This window comes from Pseudomonas sp. MDT1-16 (assembly GCF_054898115.1).
Genome location: NZ_CM142717.1, coordinates 13447 through 37804, shown reverse-complemented (window position 1 = coordinate 37804; position 24358 = coordinate 13447). Strand labels below are relative to the sequence as shown.

Sequence of the window (24358 nt, the reverse complement as noted above, 5' to 3'; positions counted from 1 at the left end):
TGTAATGAGTGGCTTACGCACGCATGCGGGTGATGCGAATCACCCCGGTCAGGGCGCGCAGTTTCTTGATCACGCGGGCCAGGTGCACGCGGTCGTGCACGCTGACCACCAGTTGGACCACGCTGATGCGACCATCGCGTTCGTCCATGCTGATTTTTTCGATATTGCCGTCGGCGGCGTTGACGCTGCTGGCCAGCAGAGCGATCAGGCCACGCTGGTGTTCCAGTTCGACGCGCAGCTCGACATTGAATTCGCCGGTGACATCCTTGGCCCACGAGAGCTGGATGCATTTTTCCGGGTTGTGGCGGATTTCGCTGATGTTGCGGCAGTTGTCCAGGTGCACGACCATGCCTTTGCCCGCGGACAGGTGGCCGACAATCGGGTCGCCCGGGATCGGTGTGCAGCACTTGGCGTAGCTGAGTACCAGGCCCTCGGTGCCACGAATCGCCAGCGGGCCTTCCGCGCTCGGCAGCTGTTCGCCTTCGCCAAGCAGTCGGCGAGCCACCACGTAAGCCATGCGATTGCCCAGGCCGATGTCTTCGAGCAAGTCTTCGATCAGTTCCAGGCGGTACTCGGTGAGCATCGCTTTGACGCGCTCGGCCGCGACTTTCTCCAGCGAGCTGTCGAAGCCATTCAGCACTTTGTTCAGCAGGCGTTCGCCGAGGCTGATGGATTCGGAGCGGCGCTGCAGTTTCAGCGCATGGCGGATGTGGGTCCGCGCCTTGCCGGTGACCACGAAGTTGAGCCACGCCGGGTTCGGCCGCGCGCCGGGGGCGCTGACGATCTCGACCGTGGAGCCGCTTTGCAGCGGTTCGGACAGCGGTGCGAGACGACGATTGATCCGACACGCAATGCAGCTGTTGCCCACGTCGGTGTGCACCGCGTAAGCGAAGTCGACCGCCGTGGAGCCTTTGGGCAGCTCCATGATCCGGCCTTTGGGCGTGAACACGTAGACCTCGTCCGGGAACAGGTCAATCTTCACGCTCTCGATGAATTCCAGCGAGTTGCCGGCCCGTTGCTGCATCTCCAGCACGCCTTTGACCCACTGACGGGCGCGGGCGTGAGTGCCTTTTGGCTGCTCGTCGCCGCTGGATTTGTACAGCCAATGCGCGGCGATGCCGTTGTTGGCCATCTCTTCCATTTCACGGGTGCGGATCTGGATCTCGATCGGAACACCGTGCATGCCGAACAATGTGGTGTGCAGCGACTGGTAGCCGTTCGCTTTGGGGATCGCGATGTAATCCTTGAAGCGCCCCGGCAGTGGTTTATATAAGTTATGCACAGCACCCAGCACGCGGTAGCAGGTATCGACCTTGTCGACGATGATCCGGAACGCATAGACGTCCATGATCTCGTTGAAGGCCCGACGCTTGCCGCGCATTTTCTTGTAGATGCCGTAGAGGTGTTTCTGACGACCGCTGACTTCGCCCTGGATTTCATCAATAGCCAGGCAGTGGCTGAGTGATTCTTCGATCTTGTTGACGATTTCCTTGCGGTTGCCCCGGGCGCGTTTGACCGCCTGGTTAATCCGTGCGGAACGCATCGGGTGCATCGCCTTGAAGCCGAGGTCTTCGAATTCTATGCGGATGGCGTGCATGCCCAGCCGGTTGGCAATGGGCGCATAGATTTCCAGGGTTTCCTTGGCAATTCGCCGACGCTTTTCGCCGGACAGGACTTCCAGCGTGCGCATGTTGTGCAGGCGGTCAGCCAGCTTGACCAGGATCACGCGAATGTCGCGGGCCATGGCCATGGCCATTTTCTGGAAGTTTTCGGCCTGGGCTTCGGCTTTGGTCTCGAAGTTCATCTGGGTCAGTTTGCTGACCCCGTCGACCAGTTCGGCCACGGTTTCGCCGAACTGCGCTTGCAGCGCTTCCTTGGCAATACCGGTGTCTTCGATCACGTCATGCAGCATCGCAGCCATCAGGCTCTGATGGTCCATGTGCATTTCGGCAAGAATATTCGCAACCGCGAGTGGGTGCGTGACGTACGCCTCGCCGCTACGGCGGCGTTGGCCATCGTGGGCTTGTTCGGCGTAGAAGTACGCTCGGCGGACCAGGTTGACCTGGTCCTTGCCGAGGTAGGTCGATAAGCGATCGGCGAGGGCGTCTATGCTCGGCATGATGAATCCTGCCGTTCGCTGTGACCCCGCGCCGTGCTACGTCGACCAGGCATGGCTTAGACGGCCTCGTTGGACTCGTCCTCGAACGCTGCGAACAGCGGTTCGTCTTCGACGATTTCAGCATTGGCGATGAACTCGTAGCTCATCAGGCCTTCAGCGATTTCACGCAAGGCTACAACGGTAGGCTTGTCGTTTTCCCACTGGACCAGTGGCTCTTTGCCGCCGGTGGCCAGTTGACGGGCACGCTTGGTAGACAGCATGACCAGCTCAAAGCGGTTTTCCACGTGGTTTAGGCAATCTTCAACGGTTACGCGGGCCATGGTATTCCTCGGAGCGAATGCAATATGCGCGCTGCCCGGTTGGGCGAGCGGACTCAACAGTTTAAAAAATCACCAGCGTTTAGGGAAGCGCTGATTTTTTGACCAAGCCCTTCAACGCGCTGCAAGTGCCAATGTAAAGCCCTTGCAGCGGTTTTGGGAAGCGCCGTTTAGCCGAGCAATTCAGCCAAAAGTTTTCCGTTACGCTGCTGCTGACGCTTCTGATGCAGCTGATTGGCACGGAAAATCGCCTGCAAATCCTTCAGTGCGTGGGCGAAATCGTCGTTGATGATCAGGTAGTCGTAATCGACGTAGTGGCTCATTTCGCTGACGGCTTCGCGCATTCGGCCTTCGATGATCTCGTCGCTGTCCTGGCCGCGATTGGTCAGGCGCTGGTGCAAGGCCTGCAGCGACGGCGGCAGAATGAAGATCGAACGGGCCTGGGGCATCAACTTGCGCACTTGCTCTGCACCCTGCCAGTCGATTTCCAGAATCAGGTCGTGGCCTTCGTCCAGGGTCTGCTGCAGGTGGCTTTGCGAAGTGCCGTAGAGATTGCCGAACACTTCGGCGCGCTCGAGGAAATCCCCGTGTTCGATCATCTTCACGAACTCTTCGCGCGACACGAAGTTGTAGTTCACACCGTTCACTTCACCGGGGCGCATGGCCCGGGTGGTGTGGGAAACGGAGACGCGGATCTCCTGATTAGCGTCGGTCAGGGCCTTGACCAGGCTGCTCTTGCCCGCGCCCGAAGGTGCGGAAATGATGTACAGGGTGCCAGTGCTGTGGGTCATGTGGGGTTTGCCTTACTCAATATTCTGCACTTGTTCGCGCATCTGCTCGATCAACACCTTGAGGTTGACCGCCGCCTGGGTGCTGCGCGGGTCGAAGGCTTTGGAGCCCAGTGTGTTGGCTTCGCGGTTGAGCTCCTGCATCAGGAAGTCGAGGCGCCGACCGGCAGCGCCACCGGATTTGAGCACCCGGCGAACTTCGATGATGTGAGTGCTCAGGCGATCCAGTTCTTCGGCGACGTCGCTCTTTTGCGCGAGCATGACCATTTCCTGCTCCAGCCGCTGCGGGTCCATCTCGGCCTTCATGTCGGCAAAGCGGTCGAGCACTTTCTGGCGCTGGGTGGCGAGCATCTGCGGGACCCGTTCACGCAGGGTCACCACGTCTTCTTCAATGGAGGTCAGGCGATCATTGATCAACCGTGCCAGCTCCGCGCCTTCGCGCTCGCGGCCGGCCTTGAGTTCTTTCAGACCTTCGTTGAACAGCGCCAGTGCTTCGGCATTCAAGGCTTGCGGGTCGGTCGCATCGCCCACCAGCACGCCGGGCCAGGCCAGGACTTCCAGCGGGTTCAGTGCGGCGGGATTCTTGATCAGGCCGGCGATGGTCTCGGCGGCGGCGACCAATTGCGCGGCGCGCTCGCGGTCCACTTGCAGTGGTTTGTCGGTGTTTTCTTCGGTGAAGCGCAAGGTGCATTCGAGCTTGCCCCGGGAGATTCCCTGGCGCAGGGCTTCGCGGACCGCGCCTTCGAGGTCGCGAAAGGACTCCGGCAGACGCAAGTGCGGCTCCAGGTAGCGGCTGTTGACCGAGCGCAGTTCCCAGCTCAGGGTGCCTTGGGCGCCGGCTTTTTCGACGCGGGCGAAGGCGGTCATGCTGTGCACCATGGAGGTACCTCGCAATGCAGGTTCATGCGTTACCAAAGGTTTCGCAGGCCTGATCTATATGAATTTAAGCCGAGAGGCAGCAAAGGCGCAGGATTGTAGCGCAGTGGGGCGAATGCGCCCAAACACACGGTGTGACAAAGGGCTGCAGGCCGTCGGTAAAGCGCTATTCAGGGCCTTCAGTCGTCGGGGGATTTTTTTAGAAGTGCCCACTCACGGCCCTGCGGCTCTATAATGCTCCGCAGTTTTCCGTCCCCCGTACAGGTACTCCCTATGAAACGTCCAAGTGGTCGCGCTGCCGATCAGCTCCGCTCGATCCGCATTACCCGCAACTACACCAAACACGCCGAGGGATCTGTACTGGTCGAGTTCGGTGATACCAAAGTCATCTGCACCGTCAGCGTCGAGAACGGCGTGCCGCGGTTCCTCAAAGGTCAGGGCCAAGGCTGGTTGACCGCTGAATACGGCATGCTGCCGCGCGCCACTGGCGAGCGTAACCAGCGTGAAGCGAGCCGCGGCAAGCAAGGCGGCCGTACCCTGGAAATCCAGCGTCTGATCGGCCGTTCCCTGCGTGCTTCGCTGGACATGTCCAAGCTGGGCGACGTCACCTTGTACGTCGACTGCGACGTGATCCAGGCTGACGGCGGCACCCGCACTGCGTCCATCACCGGTGCGATGGTTGCACTGGTCGACGCGTTGAAAGTGATCAAGAAGCGCGGCGGCCTGAAAGGCGGCGACCCGTTGAAGCAAATGATCGCTGCCGTTTCTGTGGGCATGTATCAGGGCGAGCCTGTGCTCGACCTCGACTACCTGGAAGACTCGGCTGCCGAGACGGACCTGAACGTGGTGATGACCAGCACTGGCGGCTTCATCGAAGTTCAGGGCACTGCCGAAGGCGCACCGTTCCAGCCTGAAGAGCTGAACGCTATGCTGGAACTGGCGAAGAAAGGCATGACCGAAATCTTCGAGCTGCAAAAGGCTGCACTGGCCGACTGATCGGACCGCTCCAGGCAAGGAGGACGTTATGAGTGACGAGCAACAGCTACTTCCCACCCCGAGCAAAGAGGTTCGGCAGTGGGCGATGTTTTGTCACCTGTCCGCCTTGCTGGGGATCTGGATTCCGTTCGGTACGTTGATCGGTCCGCTGATTCTCTGGCAGATGAAGCGCGAGATGGACCCGTTCATCGATGCGCAGGGCAAGGAGGCGCTGAACTTTCAGATCACCGTCGCCATTGCTTCCGCCATCTGCTTCCTGCTGATGGTGGTGATCGTCGGGTTCTTCCTGTTCGGTCTGTTGGCGATCGGTGCGCTGGTGCTGACCATCATCGGTGGCGTGAAGGCCAATGAAGGGCTGCCTTACCGGTATCCGTTCACGTGGCGGTTGATCAGATAAATCGTTGCGCACAAAAAAGCCGACACTGATGTCGGCTTTTTTGTGTGTGCGAAAAGACGCTTTAGATGGTCAGCGTCCAGTCGTAGTCCACGATCAGCGGCGCGTGCTGCGAGAACCGTGGCTGGCGAGGCAAGCGCGCGCTACGTACGAAGCGGCGCAGACCCGGCGTCAGCAACTGATAGTCGAAACGCCAACCGAGGTTGAGCATTTCAGCCTGTTCGTTATCCGGCCACCAGCTGTACTGGTCACCTTCACGGCTGACTTCACGCAGGGCGTCAACATAGCCCATGTTGCCGACAATCTCGTCCATCCAGGCACGCTCAGGTGCCAGGAATCCCGGGGATTGCTGGCTGTCGCGCCAGTTCTTGATATCCAGCTTCTGTTGCGCCACGTACAGCGAGCCACAGTAAATGTACTCGCGACGTTTGCGTCGCTGTTTATCCAGATAACGGGCGAAATCGTCCATTAGCTTGAACTTCTGGTTCAAGTCTTCATCGCCGTTCTGCCCCGAAGGGAGCAGCAAGGTCGCGATGCTGACCTTGTCGAAATCGGCTTGCAGGTAGCGCCCGTAGCGGTCGGCCGTCTCGAACCCGAGACCGCTGATGACTGCCTTCGGTTGCAGCCGCGAATACAAAGCCACGCCACCTTGGGCGGGAACTTCGGCTTCGCAGGCATAAAGGAAGTAGCCATCCAGTTGGAAGGCTGGATCGTCCAGTTCAAAGGCGGAGGCGCGGGTGTCCTGCAGGCAGATGACGTCGGCATTCTGTGCTTGCAGCCAACTGAGCAAACCTCGCTCCACTGCAGCCTGAATACCATTGACGTTCACACTGATGATCCGCATAAATGGCCCCAAAAATCGCGTGCGTGTATGATACACGGCGTCAACCTAATTAGCTAAATCCGTGGTATTTGGGGTTTTTTTCATGCAAGCGTATCAGCGCGATTTCATTCGTTTTGCCATCGATCGCGGCGTTTTGCGCTTCGGCGAGTTCACCCTGAAGTCCGGGCGCACCAGTCCTTACTTCTTCAATGCCGGCCTGTTCAACTCGGGATCGGCCCTTGCGCAGCTGGGTCGTTTCTACGCGGCAGCCATCGTCGAGAGCGGTATTTCGTTCGACGTACTCTTCGGCCCGGCCTACAAAGGCATCCCGCTGGCGGCCACCACCGCTGTCGCGTTGGCCGAGCATCATGACCGTGATCTGCCATGGTGCTTCAACCGCAAGGAGGCCAAGGCCCACGGCGAAGGCGGCAGTCTGGTCGGCGCACCATTGACCGGCGACGTGCTGATCATCGACGACGTCATCACCGCAGGCACTGCAATCCGCGAGGTGATGCAGATCATCGCTTCCCAGGACGGCGCCAAGGCTGCGGGCGTACTCATCGCCCTGAACCGTCAGGAGCGTGGCAACGGCGAGTTGTCGGCAATCCAGGAAGTGGAGCGTGACTTCGGCATTCCGGTGATCAGCATTGTTTCGTTGAACCAGGTGCTGGAATTCCTGGCGGACGACCCCCAGCTCAAGCAGCATTTGCCAGCGGTTGAAGCCTATCGGGCTCAGTTCGGCGTCTAACAAAAAGGCCCTGTGAAAACAGGGCCTTTTTTGTTTTGGGGCCCTATTCAGGCTCCAATGTCGCCACTACTTGGTCGGATAAGGGTCGCGAACAGCATCGCCGCGTCCCGACAGAATGTTCCAGCCATTGAGCGAGTGAGTGCTCGGCTCGTAGTTCGGGCAGGGTGGAAGCGACGTCTTCGACTGGTTGGAATATGTGTGGCCGCAATCTGCGCAGGCATAGCTGCCTGCGGAAACGTCACTGCCGTAGGGAACGTGTTTTTTCTGCATAGGGAAGATCTCCTGTGGATACAGAGAAGATCCTAGGCGGATTGTTTTCTACGCGATGTCGGACGTTTCGCTGAGTCAGGTAAGGCATTTCCTTCGCGCATAAAAAGATCGCAGACTTCGTCAGCTCCTACGGAATATTCGTACATCCGTGGGTGCTGCCGAAGGTTGCGATCTTTTGACGTTCTGGAATCAGTGACGCTTGCGATTGCTGATCAAGGTGCCCACACCCGTATCGGTGAAAATCTCCAGCAAAATCGCATTCGGCACCCGACCATCAATGATCAACGAACTGCCCACACCCCCCTGAACCGCTTCCAGCGCACAACGGATCTTAGGCAGCATGCCGCCGTAGATCGTGCCGTCGGCGATCAAGTCGTCGACCTGTTGGGTGGTCAGGCCGGTCAGGACCGTGCCTTGCTTGTCCATCAGGCCGGCGATGTTGGTCAGCAGCATCAGCTTTTCAGCTTTCAGCGCTTCGGCGACTTTACCGGCCACCAGGTCGGCGTTGATGTTGTACGACTCGCCGTTGGCACCGACGCCGATTGGTGCGATCACCGGAATGAAATCGCCTTTGACCAGCAAGTTCAGCAGGTCGGTGTTGATGCCGACTACTTCTCCGACCTGGCCGATGTCGATGATTTCCGGTTGGGTCATCTCCGGCGTCTGGCGGGTCACGGTGAGTTTCTTCGCACGAATCAGCTCGGCGTCTTTACCGGTCAGGCCGATGGCGCTGCCGCCATGACGGTTGATCAGGTTGACGATGTCCTTGTTCACCTGGCCGCCGAGGACCATTTCCACCACGTCCATGGTTTGCGCATCAGTCACGCGCATGCCATCGATGAAGTGGCTCTCGATCGACAGACGCTTGAGCAGGTCGCCGATTTGCGGGCCGCCGCCGTGAACCACCACCGGGTTAATGCCCACGGCTTTCATCAGCACGATGTCGCGGGCGAAGCCGGTTTTCAGCTCCTCGCTTTCCATCGCGTTGCCGCCGTATTTGATCACCAGCGTCTTGCCGACGTAGCGGCGAATGTAAGGCAGCGCTTCGGACAGGACCTTGGCGGTGTTGGCGGCGGCTTCGCGTTCGAGGGTCATTCAGGGCTCCGGCACTTCAAATAAGGGCGCTTCAGAAGGTCAAAACGGTAATTGGAGATCAGGTGCAACGCGCTTCAACTGGACTTTGAAAACATCCTTGATGCGCTGCAATTCAGCCTCGTCATCGGCCTCGAAGCGCAGCACCAGCACCGGTGTGGTGTTGGACGCGCGCACCAGGCCCCAGCCTTTGGCGTAGTCGACTCGCACGCCGTCAATGGTGGTCAGGTTGGCGCCTTCGCCCCATTTCGCGTCGTGCAGTGCATCAATGATGCTGAATTTGCTCTCTTCGGTCACATGGATATTGATTTCCGGCGTAGAAATATCGTTCGGGAAGGTCGCAAACAGCTCTTCCGCAGTGGATTTTTCTTTGCTGAGGATCTCCAGCAGACGCGCTGCGCTGTAAATGCCGTCGTCGAAACCGAACCAGCGTTCCTTGAAGAAGATGTGCCCGCTCATCTCGCCAGCCAACAGGGCGCCAGTTTGTTTCATTTTCTTTTTGATCAACGAGTGACCGGTCTTCCACATGAGCGGACGGCCGCCGTATTCCTTGATCAGCGGGGTCAGGCGACGGGTGCATTTGACGTCGAAGATGATCTCCGCGTCAGCGTTGCGCGCCAGTACGTCACGGGCGAACAGCATCAGCAGGCGGTCCGGGAAGACGATGCTGCCGGTGTTCGTCACCACGCCGACGCGGTCGCCATCGCCGTCGAAAGCCAGGCCGAGGTCAGCGTTGGTTTCCTTGACCTTGGCGATCAGGTCCACGAGGTTTTCAGGCTTGCCCGGATCCGGATGGTGGTTCGGGAAGTTGCCGTCGACATCGCAGAACAGCGGGATGACTTCGCAGTTCAGGGCTTCGATCAGTTGCGGGGCGATCACGCCGGCGGCGCCGTTACCGCAGTCGACCACGACTTTCAGACGGCGAGCCAGTTTGATGTCCTGGACGATTTCGGTGTTGTAGCGGTCGAGGATTTCGACCTGGGTGATGCTGCCCTTGCCGGTGCTCAGGTTGTTGGTCTTGAGGCGTTCGTGCAGGGCCTGGATCTGTTCGTTGGCCAGGGTGTCGCCAGCGATGACGATCTTGAAGCCGTTGTAGTTCGACGGGTTGTGGCTGCCGGTGAGCATCACGCCGGATTTGCCTTCCAGCACGTTGGCGGCGTAGTACAGCGCAGGTGTTGGCACCAGGCCGACGTCGCTGACGTGGCAACCGCTGTCGGCGAGGCCTTTGATCAGTTGCTCCACCAGTTCCGGGCCGGACAAGCGACCGTCACGGCCAACGGATACATTCGGTTCGTCCTGGGCCAGGCTCTGGGAGCCGATGGCGCGACCTAGCCAATAAGCGGTTTCAGCGTTCAAAAATTCCGGGACGGTGCCGCGAATGTCGTAGGCGCGGAAGATGCTGTCGGGGAACTTGGGTGCGACTTGGGCTGGGCTGCTCATTACTGGAAATGCTCCATCTCGAAGGGTGGCTGGACCTGCTGCGAAGAACTCGTCGGCAGGTTCAAACTGAAGGGTATGACGGCGTTTTCCACTGAGAGTTCGTGGTGTGCAAAGGCCATGCCCCCAACATTAGCTAGCGATTGGCCGGCCAATGCCTTGATTTTGGGCGGTAAACCTTCCAGATGAGGCTAGTGCAATTTTCGTCCTGGAATGCAAAAAAAACTGGCGTCAGGCCGGGCAGACTGCCCAGCCTGCGACCCTGTGATCAATGGCTGCCGGAATGCCCGAAACCACCAGCGCCGCGCTCGGTTTCAACGAACTCTTCGACCATCTCGAAGTGCGCTTGAACGACCGGCACCAAAACCAGCTGGGCCAAACGCTCGCCCACCACCATGTTGAAGTCGGTCTGGCCACGGTTCCAGCACGACACCATCAGCGGACCCTGGTAATCGGAGTCGATCAGGCCGACGAGGTTGCCCAGCACGATGCCGTGCTTATGGCCCAGGCCGGAGCGCGGCAGAATCAGCGCCGCCAGGCCCGGGTCGCCGATGTACACCGACAGACCGGTTGGAATCAGCAGGGTTTCGCCCGGCTTGATGACGGTGTCTTTTTCCAGCATGGCGCGCAGGTCGAGGCCGGCGGAGCCTGGTGTGGCGTACTGCGGCAGCGGGAAGTCGGTACCGATGCGAGGGTCGAGGATCTTGGCTTGCAAAGCGTGCATGTAAATTAAACCTGGTTCAGACGTTCGGCGATAAAAGTGATCAGCTGGCGGGCAATCTTGCTCTTGCTGGTCTGGGCGAAAAGTGTGGCGTGTAGCTGGCGGTCGATCACGCTGCAGGCGTTTTCTTCGCTGTTGAAGCCAATGCTCGGGTTGGCGACGTCGTTGGCGACGATCAAGTCGAGGTTCTTGTCTTTCAACTTGCGTGCAGCGTAGTCGAGCAGGTGTTCGGTTTCAGCGGCAAAACCGACACTGAACGGACGGTCAGGGCGCGTGGCGATGGTGGCCAGAATGTCTGGGTTGCGCACCATCTGTAGCAACAAGCCGTCGCCGTTCGCAGGGTCTTTCTTGAGTTTCTGTGGGGCGACGACTTCCGGGCGGTAGTCCGCGACCGCTGCCGAAGCGATAAACAGGTCGCAAGGGATCGCGGCTTCACAGGCGGCGAGCATGTCGCGAGCGCTGACCACGTCGATGCGGGTGACGCGATCTGGCGTTGGCAGGTGCACTGGGCCGGTGATCAGCGTCACACGGGCGCCGGCTTCCACCGCGGCTTCGGCCAGGGCAAAGCCCATTTTTCCGGAGCTGTGGTTGGTGATGTAGCGCACCGGGTCGATGTTTTCCTGGGTCGGCCCGGCGGTGATCAGCACGTGTTTGCCGGTCAGCGCCTGGCGCTGGAAGCAGTCCGCTGCGCACTGCGCGAGGTCGGTGGCTTCGAGCATGCGGCCCATGCCGACGTCGCCACAGGCCTGGCTGCCGGAGGCCGGGCCGAAGACTTTCAGGTGGCGGCTTTCGAGCAGTTGCAGGTTGGCCTGGGTCGCTGGATCGCGCCACATGGCCTGGTTCATCGCCGGGGCAACGGCGACCACGGCGTCGGTGGCCAGCACCAGCGTGGTCAGCAGGTCGTCGGCAATGCCTTGTGCCAGACGGGCGATCAGGTCCGCTGTAGCGGGGGCGATCAGCACCAGGTCGGCCCACTTGGCCAGCTCGATGTGGCCCATCGCAGCTTCGGCCGCCGGGTCCAGCAGGTCGAGGTGGACCGGGTGCCCTGACAAGGCCTGCATGGTCAACGGGGTGATGAACTCGCTGCCGCCACGGGTCATGACCACGCGCACTTCGGCGCCCTGGTCGATCAGGCGGCGAACCAGGTCGGCGCTCTTGTAGGCAGCGATACCGCCGCCGACGCCCAGAACGATGCGTTTCCGATACAGCCGCTGCATAGGTCTGCCTTTCAATTCGATGGTGACTGCATGGCGATACCCCCTCCCCAGGGATGAAATCGCCAGCAAAAAAGATGGGCTACGATATCACAGCGACCGCTACGGAACAGCGGCGCCCACACGACAGGGAGGTGCTATGAGTATTCGTGATTGGCCGGCGGCTGAGCGCCCGCGGGAGAGGTTACTTGAGTTGGGCTCTGGGAGTCTTTCGGACGCCGAACTGCTGGCGATTTTTTTACGAACCGGCGTGTCGGGTAAAAGCGCGGTAGATCTGGCGCGACACCTGTTGAATCAGTTTGGCAGCCTGCGCGCACTGCTCGAGGCCGATCAGGAAGCATTCAGCAGGCAATTGGGGCTCGGACCCGCGAAATTCGCTCAGTTGCAAGCGGTCCAGGAAATGGGCAGACGGCATTTAGCCGAACGTGCGCGCCAAAAATCGGCATTGGAAAATCCGCAGGCGGTTCGTGATTATCTGAAGTCGATGCTGCGCCATGAGCCTCACGAGGTGTTCGGGTGTCTGTTTTTGGATTCCAAGCATCAAGTGCTGGCCTTTGAAGCGTTGTTTCGCGGCTCAATCGACAGCACGAGTGTCCATCCAAGACAGGTGGTCAAGCGTGCACTTGCCCACAACGCTGCAGCGTTGATCCTCTGCCACAACCATCCGTCGGGCAACACCAACCCCAGTCAAGCCGACCGCACGCTGACCAAGCGCCTGCAAGAGGCGCTGGACCTGATCGATGTGCGGGTACTCGACCATTTCATCATAGGCGATGGCGATCCGCTGTCGATGGCTGAGTATGGGTGGATGTAAAGGGTAAATACGATGCCCACAGGGGTTTGTGGTGTGGCTATTACTTAAGGCTGACTTTCGAGTAATCCTGACGACCAAACGGGCTCACCGAGTAACCCTCGACTTCCTTGCGCATCAGTGCGAATGCGGTCGGGTGGGCCAGCGGCAACCACAGCGCTTGCTGCTGGATCTGCGCCTGAGCCTGTTCGTAGAGCTTGGTACGCACACCTTGCTCGCCGGTGGTCTTGCCGGCGCTGATCAACTTGTCCAGGTCCTGGTTGCAGTAGCGGGCGAAGTTGGTGCCGGACTTGACTGCGGCGCAGGAAAACTGCGGTGTGAGGAAGTTGTCCGGGTCACCGTTGTCGCCGGCCCAGCCCATGAACAGCAGGTCATGTTCACCGGCCTTGGCGCGGCGAATCAGTTCGCCCCATTCGATCACTCGAATCTCGGCCTGAATACCGATCTCCGCGAGGTCGGATTGGAGCATTTGAGCGCTGAGGCTTGGGTTCGGGTTGAGCAGGCTGCCGGAAGGTCGGGTCCAGATGGTGGTCTGGAAACCGTCCTTGAGCCCGGCCTTGGCCATCAATGCCCGAGCCTTTTCGACGTCATGCGGGTAGCCCGGCAAGCCTCTGGCGTAGCTCCAGGTGTTAGGCGGGTAGGGGCCATTGGCGGGTTCGGCGGTGTCTTCGAACACGGCCTTGACGTAGTTGGCCTTGTCGAACGCGAGGTTGATCGCCTGGCGCACTTCAGGCTTGTCCAGCGGCGGATGCTGGCTGTTGATGCCGACGAACGCCGTCATGAAGGCGTCGGTCTTTTCGACTTTCAGCGTCGGTTCTTTCAGTGCCGCCTGTACGTCCAGAGGCTTGGGCGACAGGGCGATCTGGCACTCGTTGCGGCGCAATTTCTGCAACCGTACGTTGGCGTCCGGGGTGATGGCGAAGATCAAGGGGTCCACCGACGGCTTGCCGCGGAAGTAATCCGGGTTGGCCTTGTAGCGAATCGAGGCATCTTTCTGGAAGCGCGTGAAGATGAAAGGACCGCTGCCGATCGGCTGGCTGTTGAGCTTCTCCGGCGTGCCGGCCTTCATCAGTTTGTCGGCGTACTCGGCCGAGTAAATCGAGGCGAAGCCCATGCTCAACGTCGCGAGGAAGGTCGAGTCCGGGTGGTCGAGGGTGAAGCGCACGGTCAGCGGGTCCAGGGCGTCGATCTTCTTGATCAGTGCGGGCAACTGCATCGACTGGGCGTGTGGAAAGCCGCTCTGGGCGACTTTGTGCCATGGGTTTGCCGGGTCGAGCATGCGGTCGAAGCTGAACTTCACGTCTTCGGCGGTCAGTTCGCGTGTCGGGCTGAAGTACTCGGTGCGGTGGAACTTCACCTGCGGATGCAATTTGAAGACGTAGGTCAGACCGTCTGGCGTGACTTCCCAGCTGTCCGCGAGGCCGGCGACCACTTTGCCACTATCGGTATCGAAGTCCACCAGACGGTTCATCAGCACGTCGGCCGAGGCATTGGTGGTGGTCAGCGAGTTGTATTGCACCACGTCGAACCCTTCGGGGCTTGCCTCAGTGCAGACGCTCAGCGCGGCGGCATGGGCCATTGGGCTCAGCAGAAGAGGGGCGAGCAACAGCGGTAGGGCAGCGAGGCGCATGGTCGGATTCCTTTACAGATCGAAGGCCCATCTGCAAGTGCAGTCTGGAAAAGGCTTACCCTAGTGGGCTCTTTTGCAAATGACTATCCCCTTTTTCATTTTAAGGGGACTATAGGCGATTGTTTTCCGTGAGTGCGGGCTGAGAAAAATCCTGGATTGGCGTGTTGGCCGATTCTCTGCGACGAGCGGTCTCTATCGACGAGAGCCTTTATCCAAGGCGCTCTGAGCTCGAAAAATGGGGTTTTTATCAAGTCCGTGCACACGGAATGTTGTTGCTCTCTAGTCTTTCTGGTATAAAGCAGCGCTCTTTTCTAGGGGCCCGGTTCCTTCACTTGTAGGTGTAGCCGGTAAGACCTCTAAAGAAACGCGGCGCCTGGCGCCAAATGACTGAGAGATTAAGCGGCCAACCCATGCCGGGTTGGGCATGTGGTTTTAGAGGGCTGAGGCATGTCGAGAGTCTGTCAAGTTACCGGTAAGGGTCCGGTGACTGGGAATAACATTTCCCACGCAAACAACAAAACCCGTCGTCGTTTCCTGCCGAACCTGCAGCATCACCGCTTCTGGGTTGAAGAAGAGAAACGTTTTGTGCGTCTGCGCGTATCTGCCAAAGGCATGCGTATCATCGACAAGCGTGGCATCACTGTCGTGCTGGCCGAAATCCGCAAAGCTGGCAAGATCTAAGGGAGATAATCATGCGTGAATTGATTCGTTTGATCTCGAGCGCCGGTACTGGTCACTTCTACACTACCGACAAGAACAAGCGCACTACTCCGGACAAAATCGAGATCAAGAAATTTGATCCGGTTGTTCGCAAGCACGTGATCTACAAAGAAGGCAAAATCAAGTAATTGATTTTTCCGACTTACGAAAAAGGCCCGTATCGCGAGATACGGGCCTTTTTTGTGGCTTGAAGAAAGGCTTCAGGCCTTCTGTTCAAACGCCACATAGATTTTGCGGCACGGCTCCAGCACTTCCCAGGTGCCGCGGAACCCGGCCGGGATCACGAAGCGATCACCCGCACGAAGGGTCTTGCCATTGCCTTCGTTGTCGCGCAGCACTGAAACGCCCTGAATGATTTCGCAGTATTCATGCTCGGTGAAGTTCACATGCCACTGGCCAACAGCGCCTTCCCAAACCCCCGCGTTCAACTGGCCGCAGGGGCTGTTGTAGTGGTTGTAAACCACTTGTTCGGGGTCACCTTTCAGGATCTTGGCCTGGTCCGGTCTATAGCGCTCAGGCTCAGTGGCGGCCTGGCTGAAGTCGACGATGTCCTGGATGCTCATTCTTATAATCCCCCGTGATTGCGGCGCAAGTGACTGGAAAGCCCAAAGTCTATGTTTATTAAAATGAACACCGCAAGGCCGTTTGCCGACCTTGTGTCAAATATATTGAAACAACCCCGGCCACTGGTTTAGGGTGGCGTTTGCCTTGGGCCGAAAAAGCAGGCTGGCCGGGCAGAATTCCTGAGGGCGTCCACGAAGAACGCGGCGCGCTCGTATTCAACAAGAGGAGGACACTCGTATGACCACCCTGACTCGTGCCGATTGGGAACAACGGGCTCGCGATCTGAAGATCGAAGGCCGCGCCTACATCAATGGCGAATACACCGATGCTGTCTCCGCCGAGACCTTCGAGTGCATCAGCCCGGTCGATGGCCGTCTGCTGGGCAAGATTGCCAGCTGTGACGCCGCCGATGCCCAGCGCGCTGTTGAAAATGCCCGCGTCACCTTCAATTCCGGCGTCTGGTCGCGCCTGGCGCCGACCAAACGCAAAGCCACCATGATTCGTTTCGCTGGCCTGCTGAAACAGCACGCCGAAGAGCTGGCCCTGCTTGAAACCCTGGACATGGGCAAGCCGATCAGCGATTCCCTGTACATCGACGTTCCAGGCGCGGCGCAGGCCCTGAGCTGGAGCGGTGAAGCCATCGACAAGATCTACGACGAAGTGGCCGCGACCCCGCACGATCAGTTGGGTCTGGTCACTCGCGAGCCGGTCGGCGTTGTCAGCGCCATCGTGCCGTGGAACTTCCCGCTGATGATGGCCTGCTGGAAACTCGGTCCGGCGCTGTCCACCGGTAACTCGGTGATCCTCAAACCGTCCGAAAAATCGCCGCTGACGGCTATCCGCATTGCTGCGCTGGCCGTCGAGGCCGGTATCCCGAAAGGCGTGCTGAACGTCCTGCCAGGTTACGGTCACACCGTCGGCAAGGCCCTGGCCCTGCACAACGACGTGGACACCCTGGTGTTCACCGGTTCGACCAAGATCGCCAAGCAATTGCTGATCTACTCCGGCGAATCGAACATGAAACGCGTCTGGCTCGAAGCCGGCGGCAAGAGCCCGAACATCGTGTTCGCCGATGCTCCGGACCTGCAAGCTGCCGCTGAATCGGCTGCTGGTGCCATCGCCTTCAACCAGGGCGAAGTCTGCACCGCCGGCTCGCGTCTGCTGGTGGAGCGTTCGATCAAGGATAAATTCCTGCCACTGGTGATTGAGGCCCTCAAAACCTGGAAACCGGGCAACCCGCTGGACCCGGCGACCAATGTCGGCGCGCTGGTGGATACGCAGCAGATGAACACCGTGCTGTCCTATATCGAATCCGGCCACGCCGACGGCGCCAAACTGGTGGCGGGCGGCAAGCGCATTCTTCAGGAAACCGGCGGCACCTACGTTGAGCCGACGATTTTCGACGGCGTCAGCAATGCGATGAAAATCGCTCAGGAAGAAATCTTCGGCCCGGTGCTGTCGGTGATCACTTTCGATACCGCCGAAGAAGCCATCCAGATCGCCAACGACACGCCTTATGGTTTGGCTGCAGCGGTGTGGACCAAGGATATTTCCAAGGCCCACCTGACCGCCAAAGCGCTGCGCGCCGGTAGCGTGTGGGTCAACCAATACGACGGCGGCGACATGACGGCCCCGTTCGGTGGCTTCAAGCAGTCCGGCAACGGTCGCGACAAGTCGCTGCACGCGTTCGACAAGTACACCGAGCTGAAGGCGACCTGGATCAAGTTGTAAGCTCAATACAACGCAGATCCCTTGTGGGAGCGAGCTTGCTCGCGATAGCGGTATGACAGTCGACGTCAATGTTGAATGTTGCTCCGTCATCGCGAGCAAGCTCGCTCCCACATTGCTTTGTGCGGCGGTTAAAAAATAACAATCCACAGGAGCGTGGAACATGCGTTGGGCGACTTATTTCGCCGTGTTGGCGTCTGTCTTGAGTGTCGGCCTGGCCCTGGGCGTCAGCATGCCGCTGGTGTCGTTTCGCCTGGAAAGCTGGGGTTACGACTCCTTCGCCATCGGCGTGATGGCGGCGATGCCCGCCATGGGCGTATTGCTGGGGGCCAAGATCTCCAGCCATCTGGCCGCGCGTCTGGGCACGGCCAACCTGATGCGCCTGTGCTTGTGGGCCGGGGCGTTGTCCATCGGTTTGCTGGCGCTGTTGCCGAGCTATCCGATTTGGCTGGTATTGCGGCTGATGATCGGGGTGATCCTGACGCTGGTCTTCATCCTCGGTGAAAGCTGGATCAACCAACTGGTGGTCGAGCAATGGCGCGGGCGATTGGTGGCGCTGTATGGCAGCAGTTATGCACTGAGTCAGCTGGCCGGACCGTTGCTGCTGGGCGTGGTGGGCACCGAACACGATTACGGATTCTGGGTCGGCGTCGGTTTGCTGACGGCGGCACCTTTCCTGTTGCTGGGCCGCAGCGGCGCGCCCTCCAGCGAAGCCAGCAGCGTGACCTTCGGTGACTTACTGACCTTCTGCCGTGGCCTGCCGGCGATTGCCTGGGCGGTGTCGCTGTTCGCGGCGTTCGAAGCGATGATCCTGACCTTGTTGCCGGTCTATTGCCTGCGTCAGGGCTTCACGACGGAAATTGCGCTGGCGATGGTCAGCACGGTGGTGGTCGGTGACGCCTTGCTGCAATTGCCGATTGGCGCGCTGGCTGATCGCTTGTCACGACGCACGTTGTTCACCGGGTGTGCGGTGGTCCTGCTGATATCGAGCCTGGCCATCCCGTCGTTGATCGACACGTTGCTGATCTGGCCGTTGTGGGTGTTGTTCGGTGCCAGTGCCGGCGGCTTGTTCACCTTGTCACTGATCCTGATCGGCGAGCGCTATCGCGACGATGCACTGGTGCGCGCCAATGCGCATATCGCGCAGCTGTGGGGTATCGGTTGCCTGATCGGACCGTTGGCGGCCGGTGCTGGCAGTCAGTGGATCAGCGGGCATGCGTTGCCGCTTTTGATGGCGGCAGGCGCGCTGGGGTTGGTAATTCTGCTGTCGCGCCAAGGCGCGTTTGGCGCGGTGACCGAACCGGCCTAGAGCATCCGTTCCAGGCCGACGGTGGTGCTCATCCACGCATTGAAGCGCCGCCACCAGCTTCCGGGTTCCTTGGTCAGAGTGTGCAGTTTGCCGTCATCTTCAGTGACCCAGACAATCTGGCCATTCTCAATCTTGGGCTGATAACTCAGGGGTGGCGCCATGCCCTGCATCGCCAATTCGCGGACGCGCGCGGCGAGTTCCGGGCTGTCTACCAGCACCCCGACTTCGGTATTCCACAGCACCGAGCGCGGGTCGAAGTTGAACGAGCCGATGAAAGACTTCTGCTGGTCGAAGATCATCGCCTTGCTGTGCAGGCTGGAGTCGGAGCCGCGGTAGGACTTGCTGTAGAGCAAATAGGGTCCGCTGCCGCCGCTTTCGCCGGGCTGGCGACGCAATTCGAACAGCTGCACGCCATGCTTCAGCAGAGCCTCGCGATACGGCGCGTAACCGCCATGCACCGCCGGCACGTCAGTGGCTTCCAGTGAGTTGGTCAGCAATTTCACCGACACCCCGGCGTCGGCGCGCCCGGTCAGGTACGCCAGCCCCGGCTGACCGGGTACAAAGTAGGCCGAAACCATGATCAGTTCTTTGCTGACGCCATTGAGCTCGGGCGCCAGCTGCGTGGTCAGCAGCAACTGCGGGTCGGGCTCGCCGTCGGCCAGCACCTTGCTCGGTGCGTCCCACAGCGCCTGGTTCCAGGCCCAGATCAACTCCCGACGCCAGATGTCCAGGCGCGGATGGGTGGTAAAGGTCATCAACTGCTGGTAAAGCGCGTGATTCTGTTTGCGCGTTTCCTCAAGCGATTCCTCCAGTCGGGTCCGGGTGTTTTCCAGGTCCTTGGCCGTCGGTTTGCTTGAGAGGAACTCGTCGATCGGCTTGCTCAGCGCACTGTTCCAGTATTGGTCGAAGCTGTGCCCCAGCTGTTCGGCGACCGGGCCGACGCTGAGCATGTCGATGTCAGTGAAATTCAGGTTGGGTTCGGCATCGAAATACTCGTCCCCCAGATTGCGCCCTCCGACGATGGCCACGCTGTTGTCCGCTAGCCAGAGCTTGTTGTGCATGCGTCGGTGTTGCTGTGAGAGGTTGAGCAACCGTCCCACCGTTCGTGTCACGCCGGTGCTGCGGCCCAGGTGCAAAGGGTTGAACACACGGATCTGGATCTGCGGATGCGCCGCCAGAGTGGCAATAATCCGGTCCAGGCCATCGCTGGTGGTGTCGTCGAGCAGAATGCGCACACGCACCCCGCGATCGGCCGCCTTTAGCAGTTCGTCCACCAGCATCCGTGTGCTGATGCCGTCGTGAACGATGTAGTACTGCAAATCCAGGCTGCTTTGGGCGTTGCGGATCAGCTCGGCGCGGGCGGTGAAGGCCTCGGTGCTATTGGGCAGCAGGCGAAAGCCGGATTGCCCCTCATGGGGCGCGGCCTGAGCCTGGATTGAGCGACCGAATGCCGAACTGGCCGCCGGTAATGCCTGGCTGGGCTCACGGGAGACGTCGAGGCTCGCACAGCCATTGAGCAGCAAGGCGAGCAAAAGAGCGAAGCGCAGGGCCGGACTGACTCTCAAATCGGATCGTCTCAGGTGATTGCAAAGGCCGAAGTATGGCACGTCATTGTGATTCATCGCTTTTGCAGGACGTGAAGTCGCTGGTTGTTGGACAGTTCTCCGTGAGCTTTCAGAAACTACAAAGTCTGTAGATAAAACCGCGTTGATTTGCCATTGCTTCCTACATAAACGTCCTACAAAACCCGGAATGATGACTGGGCATCGGATGCGGTAGCAGGCAGCGGCTTTTTCCGTGCGCTGCCCGTGCGTCCATGTCTCCAGCTATCTCACAGGTAAGTGATTATGAAAAAGTTTTATTGGGTCAGCGTTTTGGCCGCTGCACTGGCGCCTTTGGCGGTGCAGGCAGCCAGCGTTGATCTGACGGTCTCGGGCACGGTCATCCCGACATCGTGCATTCCGGCCTTTGCCGGCGGTAGCAATGTCGATCTGGGTCGAATCTCTTCCGCCACCTTGAGCCCTAACGCGCAAAACAATCTGCCGCCACGGGATATCACCCTGAAGATCGCTTGCGATGCGCCGGCTGCGGTGGAAATCGCCGTCACCGATAACCGTGGTGCCACCAAGGTGCCGGGTCTGACGTTCAATGGCCGGACCAGCGACGCTCTTTACTACGGCTTGGGCAGTACTCAGGGCGTCGGTATCGGTGGTTTCAGTCTGGAGACCGGTCAGCCATCGACCGATGGCAACCTACAGATGTTCCTGGTGCGTTCGCCGGCCAACCCGGTGTGGCGTGTTCCGGTCAGTGGATTGATGTCCAATGCGCCGACCTCCTACTCCTGGGGGCCGAGTGCGGCGGCAGGTCCGGCCGCAGCCCGTCTGCACACATTCCCGATGAGAGTGGCAGCGGCCATTCGCGCCACCTCCGAGCTGCCGCCGACCACCGACGAGTTCCTGCTCGACGGTTCGGTCACCTTTGACATGTATTACCTCTGAACCGACGCAGCCACTGCGTCACTGTGCTCTGAACCTGCCTGATTGACGGGGTTTGCCTGGCGCTAACCTGGGTGGCGGCTTACCTGAAAGACCGTCATCGACAGACGTCATTGCATCAACGGTTATCGGCTGGCGCTGTGTTTAACAGCGTCGGTCGATTCCTTCTGGAGACTTTCATGTACCCCTTTAAATCCTACAAGGTGCTCGGCGCCGTCGCAGCTGTGTGCCTGTCGTTCACGAATCCGAGTACGCATGCCGCCGGAATGATCCCCGAGACGCCAGTGGTGATGGTCGACCAGGTGTTGGGCGAGGCAACCCTGAACGTCAGGAACTCCGACGACCAACCGGCGTTGCTGTACAGCTCCATTGAGCATATCGCCGAGGACAATGAGCCTCTGTTGTTGCTGAACCCGCCAGTGGCACGCGTCGAACCGGGTCAGAGCCAGCAAGTGCGGTTTATCCTGCGTAGCGCCAGACCCCTGGAAACCGAACGGCTCAAGCGTGTGGTGCTGGAAGGCATCCAGCCTCGGCAGAATGCGAGTGATGCACACGTCAGCCTGGGGATCCGGCAGAACATCCCGGTCATCCTGCGTCCGGCCAATCTCCCGGTAGAGCGCATGCCCTGGAAACGGTTGGTCTGGACGGGCGCCGGCAATCATGTGCGAGTCAGCAATCCCAGCCCCTATGTGGTAAGGCTCGCCAGGTCAGTGAACCTGATTCCCGGTGGCGCGACGCTGGACCTGGGGCGCACCTATATCCTGCCAGGAGAGGTGCTGAGCCTCAGTGCGCCGTCGATCCTGGCCACCCATGTACGGCTATTTCCCGCGACAACCTATGGGTTTGCCGTCGGCAACTACGATGCGCCGCTGAGTTTGCAGTAGTGAGTCATGGCAGCGGTTGGCGTCTGGCCGGTGGCGTTGCCCTGGTCATGTTGGCGATGGACAACGCCTGGGGTGAGGCACTCACCGAGTTCGACCCGTCAGTGCTCAAGGCGCGTGGCATCGATCCGAAAGTCGCCGAGCACTTTGGTCGCGCGCCACGCTTTTCGGCAGGGCGCAATCGAGTGGCACTGCAGGTCAATGGCGCCCCTTCGGGACACGTCGTGGCGACCTTCGATGCGGACGGGCAGTTGTGCCTCGATTCGAATCTGCTTGATCAGGCCGGGATTGCCGCGCCATCGGGATTGCCCTCGAGCGCTGACAGTGCGCAGTGTTTACGGAGCATCGATGGTCTGACGGGTGTGCAGGTACAGCTCGGCCCGGGCAAGCAACAAGTGCAGCTGTTGGTGCCAACCGACCTGCTGCTCGCATCAGCGCCGCGCCCGCGAACCTGGGCCTCGGGCGGTATGGCCGGGTTGCTCAACTACGACGCGCTGATGCTCACCAGTTCTGCCTCCGGGCAATCCAGCCAGTTTCGCAGTCTTGGCACCGAGTTGGGCTTCAACGCCAGCGATTGGGTGGTGCGCAGTCGGCAAAACTACACCTCGTTTCAGGGCGTAGAGCGTTTTGAAACGCTTTACACCCAGGCCTCGCGTACCTGGGAGCGTTTTCAGGCCAACGTGCAACTGGGCCAGCTCAACATGCGTTCGTCTCTGTTTGCCGGGGAAGCGTTCACCGGCCTCCATATCCTCCCGGAAACGGCCCTCGCGTCCCAAAATGGCGATGGCCTGGGGGCCGGGACGGCGGTGCAAGGGCTGGCCTATTCGCCGGCGCGGGTCGAGGTGCGCCAGAGTGGCGTGGTGATCTACACCACCCTCGTTCCCAGCGGGCCGTTCACCCTGCGCGACTTGCCGTTGCTCAGCCATCGACTGGACCTTGAGGTCAGCGTCTTCGAAGAGAGCGGCGAACAGCGTGACTTCCGCGTACCGGCGGCTAACGTACGCCCCGTCAGCGTCGGGATGTTGCCGGGCTATGGCATAGCGGCAGGCAAGGTCCGACGGTTTCACGGGGATGAGCGCGATGCGCCGTCATTCTTTGCCGTGAGCAAGGACTGGCAGTGGGGGTCTGCGACTCAGTTAAGTGGCGGGTTGATGGGCGCTGGTCAATATCAATCCTTGGGTTGGGGCGTGCAGCAAGCGCTGACTCGAAGGTCGGTGGTGAGTTTCCAGCAGCTGAGTTCGCGAACGCCACAAAGCGGCCAGGGTCGCGAACTGCAAGCCACGTTCAGCGCGGCATTGGGTCCCGGGTTGTCCGCCAGCCTGACGGCGAGTCAGCGCAGTCAAGGGTTTCAACACCTGGCCGACACCGGACTGGCGTCTGTTGCCGATGACTTCGATAGTCGCTCTGAGCGCCAGTGGGGTGCGTCGTTGAGCCATTCCAACCCACTATGGGGCGCGTTTTCCGGATCGTTGACGCGGTATGCCGTGGGAGGCGGGCAGGACCGTTCGCGTGTCAGCACCTCGTGGTCACGGGCGTTCAGTGGTGCAAACCTATCGTTGAGTGTGCAGCGCGACAGCGGTGACGACGCCCGTGGCACGGGTCTCTATGCCAGCCTCAGTCTGCCCCTTGGGCGCAACCGTAGCCTCAATACCTACGGGCGCCATGATGAGCGAAACGGACTGCGCACTGGCGCCCGTTACACAGAACAGATCAGCGATACCCTGGGCTACAGCCTCGGTGCAGACCGTTCTGACAGTGGTCAGACGGACGTCAACGGGCGCCTGAATGCCCTGCCCCGTTACACCAGCGTTGACCTCGGCTATTCGCGCAGTGGCGTTGGCGCCAGCAGTTACGACCTCACGCTACGCGGCGGCCTGGCGATCCATGAAGAAGGGCTGACGCCGTCACCCTATCCGTTGCGTGACACCTTCGGCCTGCTCAAAGTTGGCGATGCTGCCGGGGTCAAGGTCAGCACGCCCCAAGGCCCGGTCTGGACCGATGGCGGCGGGCGGGCGGTGGCTGCGAGCCTGCCGGCCTACCAGACCAGTCGTATCGAAATCGACACCGTCAGCCTGCCGCGTCACCTGGACGTGCTCAACGGCTATCAAGAAGTCGAAGCCGGACGTGGCGCAGTACCGCGGCTGGACTTCAGCGTGGGTTCGGTGCGCCGGTTGATGCTGCATGTGCGTACGGCCGAGGGCGACTGGGTGCCCAAAGGCGCATCGGTTCATGGCAACCAGGGCGAGTACCTGACCAGCGTGGTGGACGCCGGCCTGGTGTACCTGGCCGATGCGCCTGACGAAGTTCGACTGCAAGTGATGCTGTCTGATAATCGACCCTGTCATCTTGAACTCGACACCGCCGGGCTTCCCGAATCGTCTTTGCCTTACGCAACCGTCGAGGTGGTTTGCCGGGCGGGGTAGGA

The 24358-nt window shown here is 60.1% G+C and carries 23 protein-coding genes and 1 pseudogene; 11 read left to right on the top strand and 13 right to left on the bottom strand.

Features of this window, described 5'->3' with window-relative positions; translation table 11 throughout:
- Positions 1–13: 13 nt before the first annotated feature.
- The 4 genes from spoT to ACYZT3_RS00170 all read right to left on the bottom strand — a co-directional run bounded on the left by spoT (position 14) and on the right by ACYZT3_RS00170 (position 4103).
- Positions 14–2119 (bottom strand): bifunctional GTP diphosphokinase/guanosine-3',5'-bis pyrophosphate 3'-pyrophosphohydrolase, encoded by a 2106-nt coding sequence (gene spoT, locus ACYZT3_RS00185; protein ID WP_461967172.1) that lies wholly within the window; start codon positions 2117–2119, stop codon positions 14–16.
- A gap of 56 nt (positions 2120–2175) precedes the next feature.
- On the bottom strand, positions 2176–2439 hold the full coding sequence (gene rpoZ, locus ACYZT3_RS00180; protein WP_007894670.1) for a DNA-directed RNA polymerase subunit omega: 264 nt from the start codon (positions 2437–2439) through the stop codon (positions 2176–2178).
- 167 nt (positions 2440–2606) lie between these two features.
- The gene (gene gmk / locus ACYZT3_RS00175) at positions 2607–3227 is read right to left on the bottom strand and encodes a guanylate kinase (RefSeq protein WP_282376229.1); all 621 of its coding nucleotides are present in this window, start codon (positions 3225–3227) and stop codon (positions 2607–2609) included.
- A 12-nt stretch (positions 3228–3239) separates the two neighbouring features.
- Positions 3240–4103, bottom strand: coding sequence for a YicC/YloC family endoribonuclease (locus ACYZT3_RS00170; RefSeq protein WP_282376228.1), 864 nt, complete (start codon positions 4101–4103; stop codon positions 3240–3242).
- Between the two features lie 270 nt (positions 4104–4373).
- Between ACYZT3_RS00170 and rph the strand changes: the two genes are divergently transcribed.
- Both rph and ACYZT3_RS00160 read left to right on the top strand, forming a co-directional pair.
- On the top strand, positions 4374–5096 hold the full coding sequence (gene rph, locus ACYZT3_RS00165; RefSeq protein ID WP_010465211.1) for a ribonuclease PH: 723 nt from the start codon (positions 4374–4376) through the stop codon (positions 5094–5096).
- Positions 5097–5124: 28 nt separating this feature from the next.
- Positions 5125–5493 (top strand): DUF4870 domain-containing protein, encoded by a 369-nt coding sequence (locus ACYZT3_RS00160; RefSeq protein ID WP_282376225.1) that lies wholly within the window; start codon positions 5125–5127, stop codon positions 5491–5493.
- 61 nt (positions 5494–5554) lie between these two features.
- On the opposite strand, the gene ACYZT3_RS00155 is transcribed toward ACYZT3_RS00160, so the two are convergent.
- The gene (locus ACYZT3_RS00155) at positions 5555–6334 is read right to left on the bottom strand and encodes an exodeoxyribonuclease III (RefSeq protein ID WP_007934608.1); all 780 of its coding nucleotides are present in this window, start codon (positions 6332–6334) and stop codon (positions 5555–5557) included.
- A gap of 82 nt (positions 6335–6416) precedes the next feature.
- On the opposite strand from ACYZT3_RS00155, the gene pyrE reads away from it, so the two are divergent.
- Positions 6417–7061, top strand: a complete 645-nt coding sequence (gene pyrE / locus ACYZT3_RS00150; RefSeq protein ID WP_007934609.1) for an orotate phosphoribosyltransferase — start codon at positions 6417–6419, stop codon at positions 7059–7061.
- A gap of 66 nt (positions 7062–7127) precedes the next feature.
- On the opposite strand, the gene ACYZT3_RS00145 is transcribed toward pyrE, so the two are convergent.
- From ACYZT3_RS00145 to coaBC, 5 genes and pseudogenes are all read right to left on the bottom strand, one after another.
- Positions 7128–7331: a hypothetical protein gene (locus ACYZT3_RS00145; RefSeq protein WP_282376221.1), complete on the bottom strand. Its 204-nt coding sequence runs from the start codon at positions 7329–7331 to the stop codon at positions 7128–7130.
- Between the two features lie 189 nt (positions 7332–7520).
- A complete protein-coding gene (gene argB / locus ACYZT3_RS00140) occupies positions 7521–8426 on the bottom strand; it encodes an acetylglutamate kinase (protein ID WP_214379802.1) in 906 nt (301 codons plus the stop codon).
- A gap of 39 nt (positions 8427–8465) precedes the next feature.
- A pseudogene (locus tag ACYZT3_RS00135) lies at positions 8466–9869 on the bottom strand (phosphomannomutase/phosphoglucomutase); the annotation flags it as partial.
- Between the two features lie 259 nt (positions 9870–10128).
- Positions 10129–10584 carry a dUTP diphosphatase gene (gene dut / locus ACYZT3_RS00130; RefSeq protein WP_134420907.1) on the bottom strand — a complete coding sequence of 152 codons (456 nt, stop codon included), beginning with the start codon at positions 10582–10584 and terminating at the stop codon, positions 10129–10131.
- Between the two features lie 5 nt (positions 10585–10589).
- Positions 10590–11798, bottom strand: a complete 1209-nt coding sequence (gene coaBC / locus ACYZT3_RS00125; RefSeq protein ID WP_282376216.1) for a bifunctional phosphopantothenoylcysteine decarboxylase/phosphopantothenate--cysteine ligase CoaBC — start codon at positions 11796–11798, stop codon at positions 10590–10592.
- A 136-nt stretch (positions 11799–11934) separates the two neighbouring features.
- On the opposite strand from coaBC, the gene radC reads away from it, so the two are divergent.
- Complete coding sequence (radC, locus tag ACYZT3_RS00120) at positions 11935–12609, top strand: RadC family protein (protein ID WP_462031254.1); 675 nt, start codon at positions 11935–11937, stop codon at positions 12607–12609.
- Between the two features lie 40 nt (positions 12610–12649).
- Here radC and ACYZT3_RS00115 read toward each other — a convergent pair whose 3' ends face one another.
- Positions 12650–14236: an ABC transporter substrate-binding protein gene (locus ACYZT3_RS00115; protein WP_462031253.1), complete on the bottom strand. Its 1587-nt coding sequence runs from the start codon at positions 14234–14236 to the stop codon at positions 12650–12652.
- A 447-nt stretch (positions 14237–14683) separates the two neighbouring features.
- Here ACYZT3_RS00115 and rpmB point away from each other — a divergent pair, with 447 nt between their 5' ends.
- Both rpmB and rpmG read left to right on the top strand, forming a co-directional pair.
- Complete coding sequence (gene rpmB, locus ACYZT3_RS00110; RefSeq protein ID WP_007894701.1) at positions 14684–14917, top strand: 50S ribosomal protein L28; 234 nt, start codon at positions 14684–14686, stop codon at positions 14915–14917.
- Positions 14918–14928: 11 nt separating this feature from the next.
- Positions 14929–15084: a 50S ribosomal protein L33 gene (gene rpmG, locus ACYZT3_RS00105; RefSeq protein ID WP_007894709.1), complete on the top strand. Its 156-nt coding sequence runs from the start codon at positions 14929–14931 to the stop codon at positions 15082–15084.
- 72 nt (positions 15085–15156) lie between these two features.
- Here rpmG and ACYZT3_RS00100 read toward each other — a convergent pair whose 3' ends face one another.
- Positions 15157–15519, bottom strand: coding sequence for a cupin domain-containing protein (locus tag ACYZT3_RS00100; RefSeq protein WP_282376212.1), 363 nt, complete (start codon positions 15517–15519; stop codon positions 15157–15159).
- Between the two features lie 238 nt (positions 15520–15757).
- Here ACYZT3_RS00100 and ACYZT3_RS00095 point away from each other — a divergent pair, with 238 nt between their 5' ends.
- Together ACYZT3_RS00095 and ACYZT3_RS00090 are read left to right on the top strand one after the other, a co-directional pair.
- Positions 15758–17251 (top strand): aldehyde dehydrogenase, encoded by a 1494-nt coding sequence (locus tag ACYZT3_RS00095; protein ID WP_462031252.1) that lies wholly within the window; start codon positions 15758–15760, stop codon positions 17249–17251.
- Positions 17252–17411: 160 nt separating this feature from the next.
- Positions 17412–18557, top strand: a complete 1146-nt coding sequence (locus ACYZT3_RS00090; protein ID WP_282376210.1) for an MFS transporter — start codon at positions 17412–17414, stop codon at positions 18555–18557.
- Here ACYZT3_RS00090 and ACYZT3_RS00085 read toward each other — a convergent pair.
- Positions 18554–20122 carry a phospholipase D family protein gene (locus ACYZT3_RS00085; RefSeq protein ID WP_462031251.1) on the bottom strand — a complete coding sequence of 523 codons (1569 nt, stop codon included), beginning with the start codon at positions 20120–20122 and terminating at the stop codon, positions 18554–18556. The genes ACYZT3_RS00090 and ACYZT3_RS00085 overlap by 4 nt on opposite strands.
- Before the next feature lie 282 nt (positions 20123–20404).
- Between ACYZT3_RS00085 and ACYZT3_RS00080 the strand changes: the two genes are divergently transcribed.
- The 3 genes from ACYZT3_RS00080 to ACYZT3_RS00070 all read left to right on the top strand — a co-directional run bounded on the left by ACYZT3_RS00080 (position 20405) and on the right by ACYZT3_RS00070 (position 24356).
- Positions 20405–21055 (top strand): DUF1120 domain-containing protein, encoded by a 651-nt coding sequence (locus ACYZT3_RS00080; protein ID WP_282376208.1) that lies wholly within the window; start codon positions 20405–20407, stop codon positions 21053–21055.
- A gap of 176 nt (positions 21056–21231) precedes the next feature.
- Complete coding sequence (locus ACYZT3_RS00075) at positions 21232–21936, top strand: fimbria/pilus chaperone family protein (RefSeq protein WP_462031250.1); 705 nt, start codon at positions 21232–21234, stop codon at positions 21934–21936.
- On the top strand, positions 21936–24356 hold the full coding sequence (locus ACYZT3_RS00070; protein WP_462031249.1) for a fimbria/pilus outer membrane usher protein: 2421 nt from the start codon (positions 21936–21938) through the stop codon (positions 24354–24356). The genes ACYZT3_RS00075 and ACYZT3_RS00070 overlap by 1 nt, the downstream gene beginning before the upstream one ends.
- Positions 24357–24358: the final 2 nt, after the last annotated feature.

Excerpts from the sequence above, each read along its gene's own strand:
- spoT (WP_461967172.1), bottom strand. The coding sequence starts at position 2,119 with ATGCCGAGCATAGACGCCCTCGCCGATCGCTTATCGACCTACCTCGGC.
- rpoZ (WP_007894670.1), bottom strand. The coding sequence starts at position 2,439 with ATGGCCCGCGTAACCGTTGAAGATTGCCTAAACCACGTGGAAAACCGC.
- gmk (WP_282376229.1), bottom strand. The coding sequence starts at position 3,227 with ATGACCCACAGCACTGGCACCCTGTACATCATTTCCGCACCTTCGGGC.
- ACYZT3_RS00170 (WP_282376228.1), bottom strand. The coding sequence starts at position 4,103 with ATGGTGCACAGCATGACCGCCTTCGCCCGCGTCGAAAAAGCCGGCGCC.
- rph (WP_010465211.1), top strand. The coding sequence starts at position 4,374 with ATGAAACGTCCAAGTGGTCGCGCTGCCGATCAGCTCCGCTCGATCCGC.
- ACYZT3_RS00160 (WP_282376225.1), top strand. The coding sequence starts at position 5,125 with ATGAGTGACGAGCAACAGCTACTTCCCACCCCGAGCAAAGAGGTTCGG.
- ACYZT3_RS00155 (WP_007934608.1), bottom strand. The coding sequence starts at position 6,334 with ATGCGGATCATCAGTGTGAACGTCAATGGTATTCAGGCTGCAGTGGAG.
- pyrE (WP_007934609.1), top strand. The coding sequence starts at position 6,417 with ATGCAAGCGTATCAGCGCGATTTCATTCGTTTTGCCATCGATCGCGGC.
- ACYZT3_RS00145 (WP_282376221.1), bottom strand. The coding sequence starts at position 7,331 with ATGCAGAAAAAACACGTTCCCTACGGCAGTGACGTTTCCGCAGGCAGC.
- argB (WP_214379802.1), bottom strand. The coding sequence starts at position 8,426 with ATGACCCTCGAACGCGAAGCCGCCGCCAACACCGCCAAGGTCCTGTCC.
- dut (WP_134420907.1), bottom strand. The coding sequence starts at position 10,584 with ATGCACGCTTTGCAAGCCAAGATCCTCGACCCTCGCATCGGTACCGAC.
- coaBC (WP_282376216.1), bottom strand. The coding sequence starts at position 11,798 with ATGCAGCGGCTGTATCGGAAACGCATCGTTCTGGGCGTCGGCGGCGGT.
- radC (WP_462031254.1), top strand. The coding sequence starts at position 11,935 with ATGAGTATTCGTGATTGGCCGGCGGCTGAGCGCCCGCGGGAGAGGTTA.
- ACYZT3_RS00115 (WP_462031253.1), bottom strand. The coding sequence starts at position 14,236 with ATGCGCCTCGCTGCCCTACCGCTGTTGCTCGCCCCTCTTCTGCTGAGC.
- rpmB (WP_007894701.1), top strand. The coding sequence starts at position 14,684 with ATGTCGAGAGTCTGTCAAGTTACCGGTAAGGGTCCGGTGACTGGGAAT.
- rpmG (WP_007894709.1), top strand. The coding sequence starts at position 14,929 with ATGCGTGAATTGATTCGTTTGATCTCGAGCGCCGGTACTGGTCACTTC.
- ACYZT3_RS00100 (WP_282376212.1), bottom strand. The coding sequence starts at position 15,519 with ATGAGCATCCAGGACATCGTCGACTTCAGCCAGGCCGCCACTGAGCCT.
- ACYZT3_RS00095 (WP_462031252.1), top strand. The coding sequence starts at position 15,758 with ATGACCACCCTGACTCGTGCCGATTGGGAACAACGGGCTCGCGATCTG.
- ACYZT3_RS00090 (WP_282376210.1), top strand. The coding sequence starts at position 17,412 with ATGCGTTGGGCGACTTATTTCGCCGTGTTGGCGTCTGTCTTGAGTGTC.
- ACYZT3_RS00080 (WP_282376208.1), top strand. The coding sequence starts at position 20,405 with ATGAAAAAGTTTTATTGGGTCAGCGTTTTGGCCGCTGCACTGGCGCCT.
- ACYZT3_RS00075 (WP_462031250.1), top strand. The coding sequence starts at position 21,232 with ATGTACCCCTTTAAATCCTACAAGGTGCTCGGCGCCGTCGCAGCTGTG.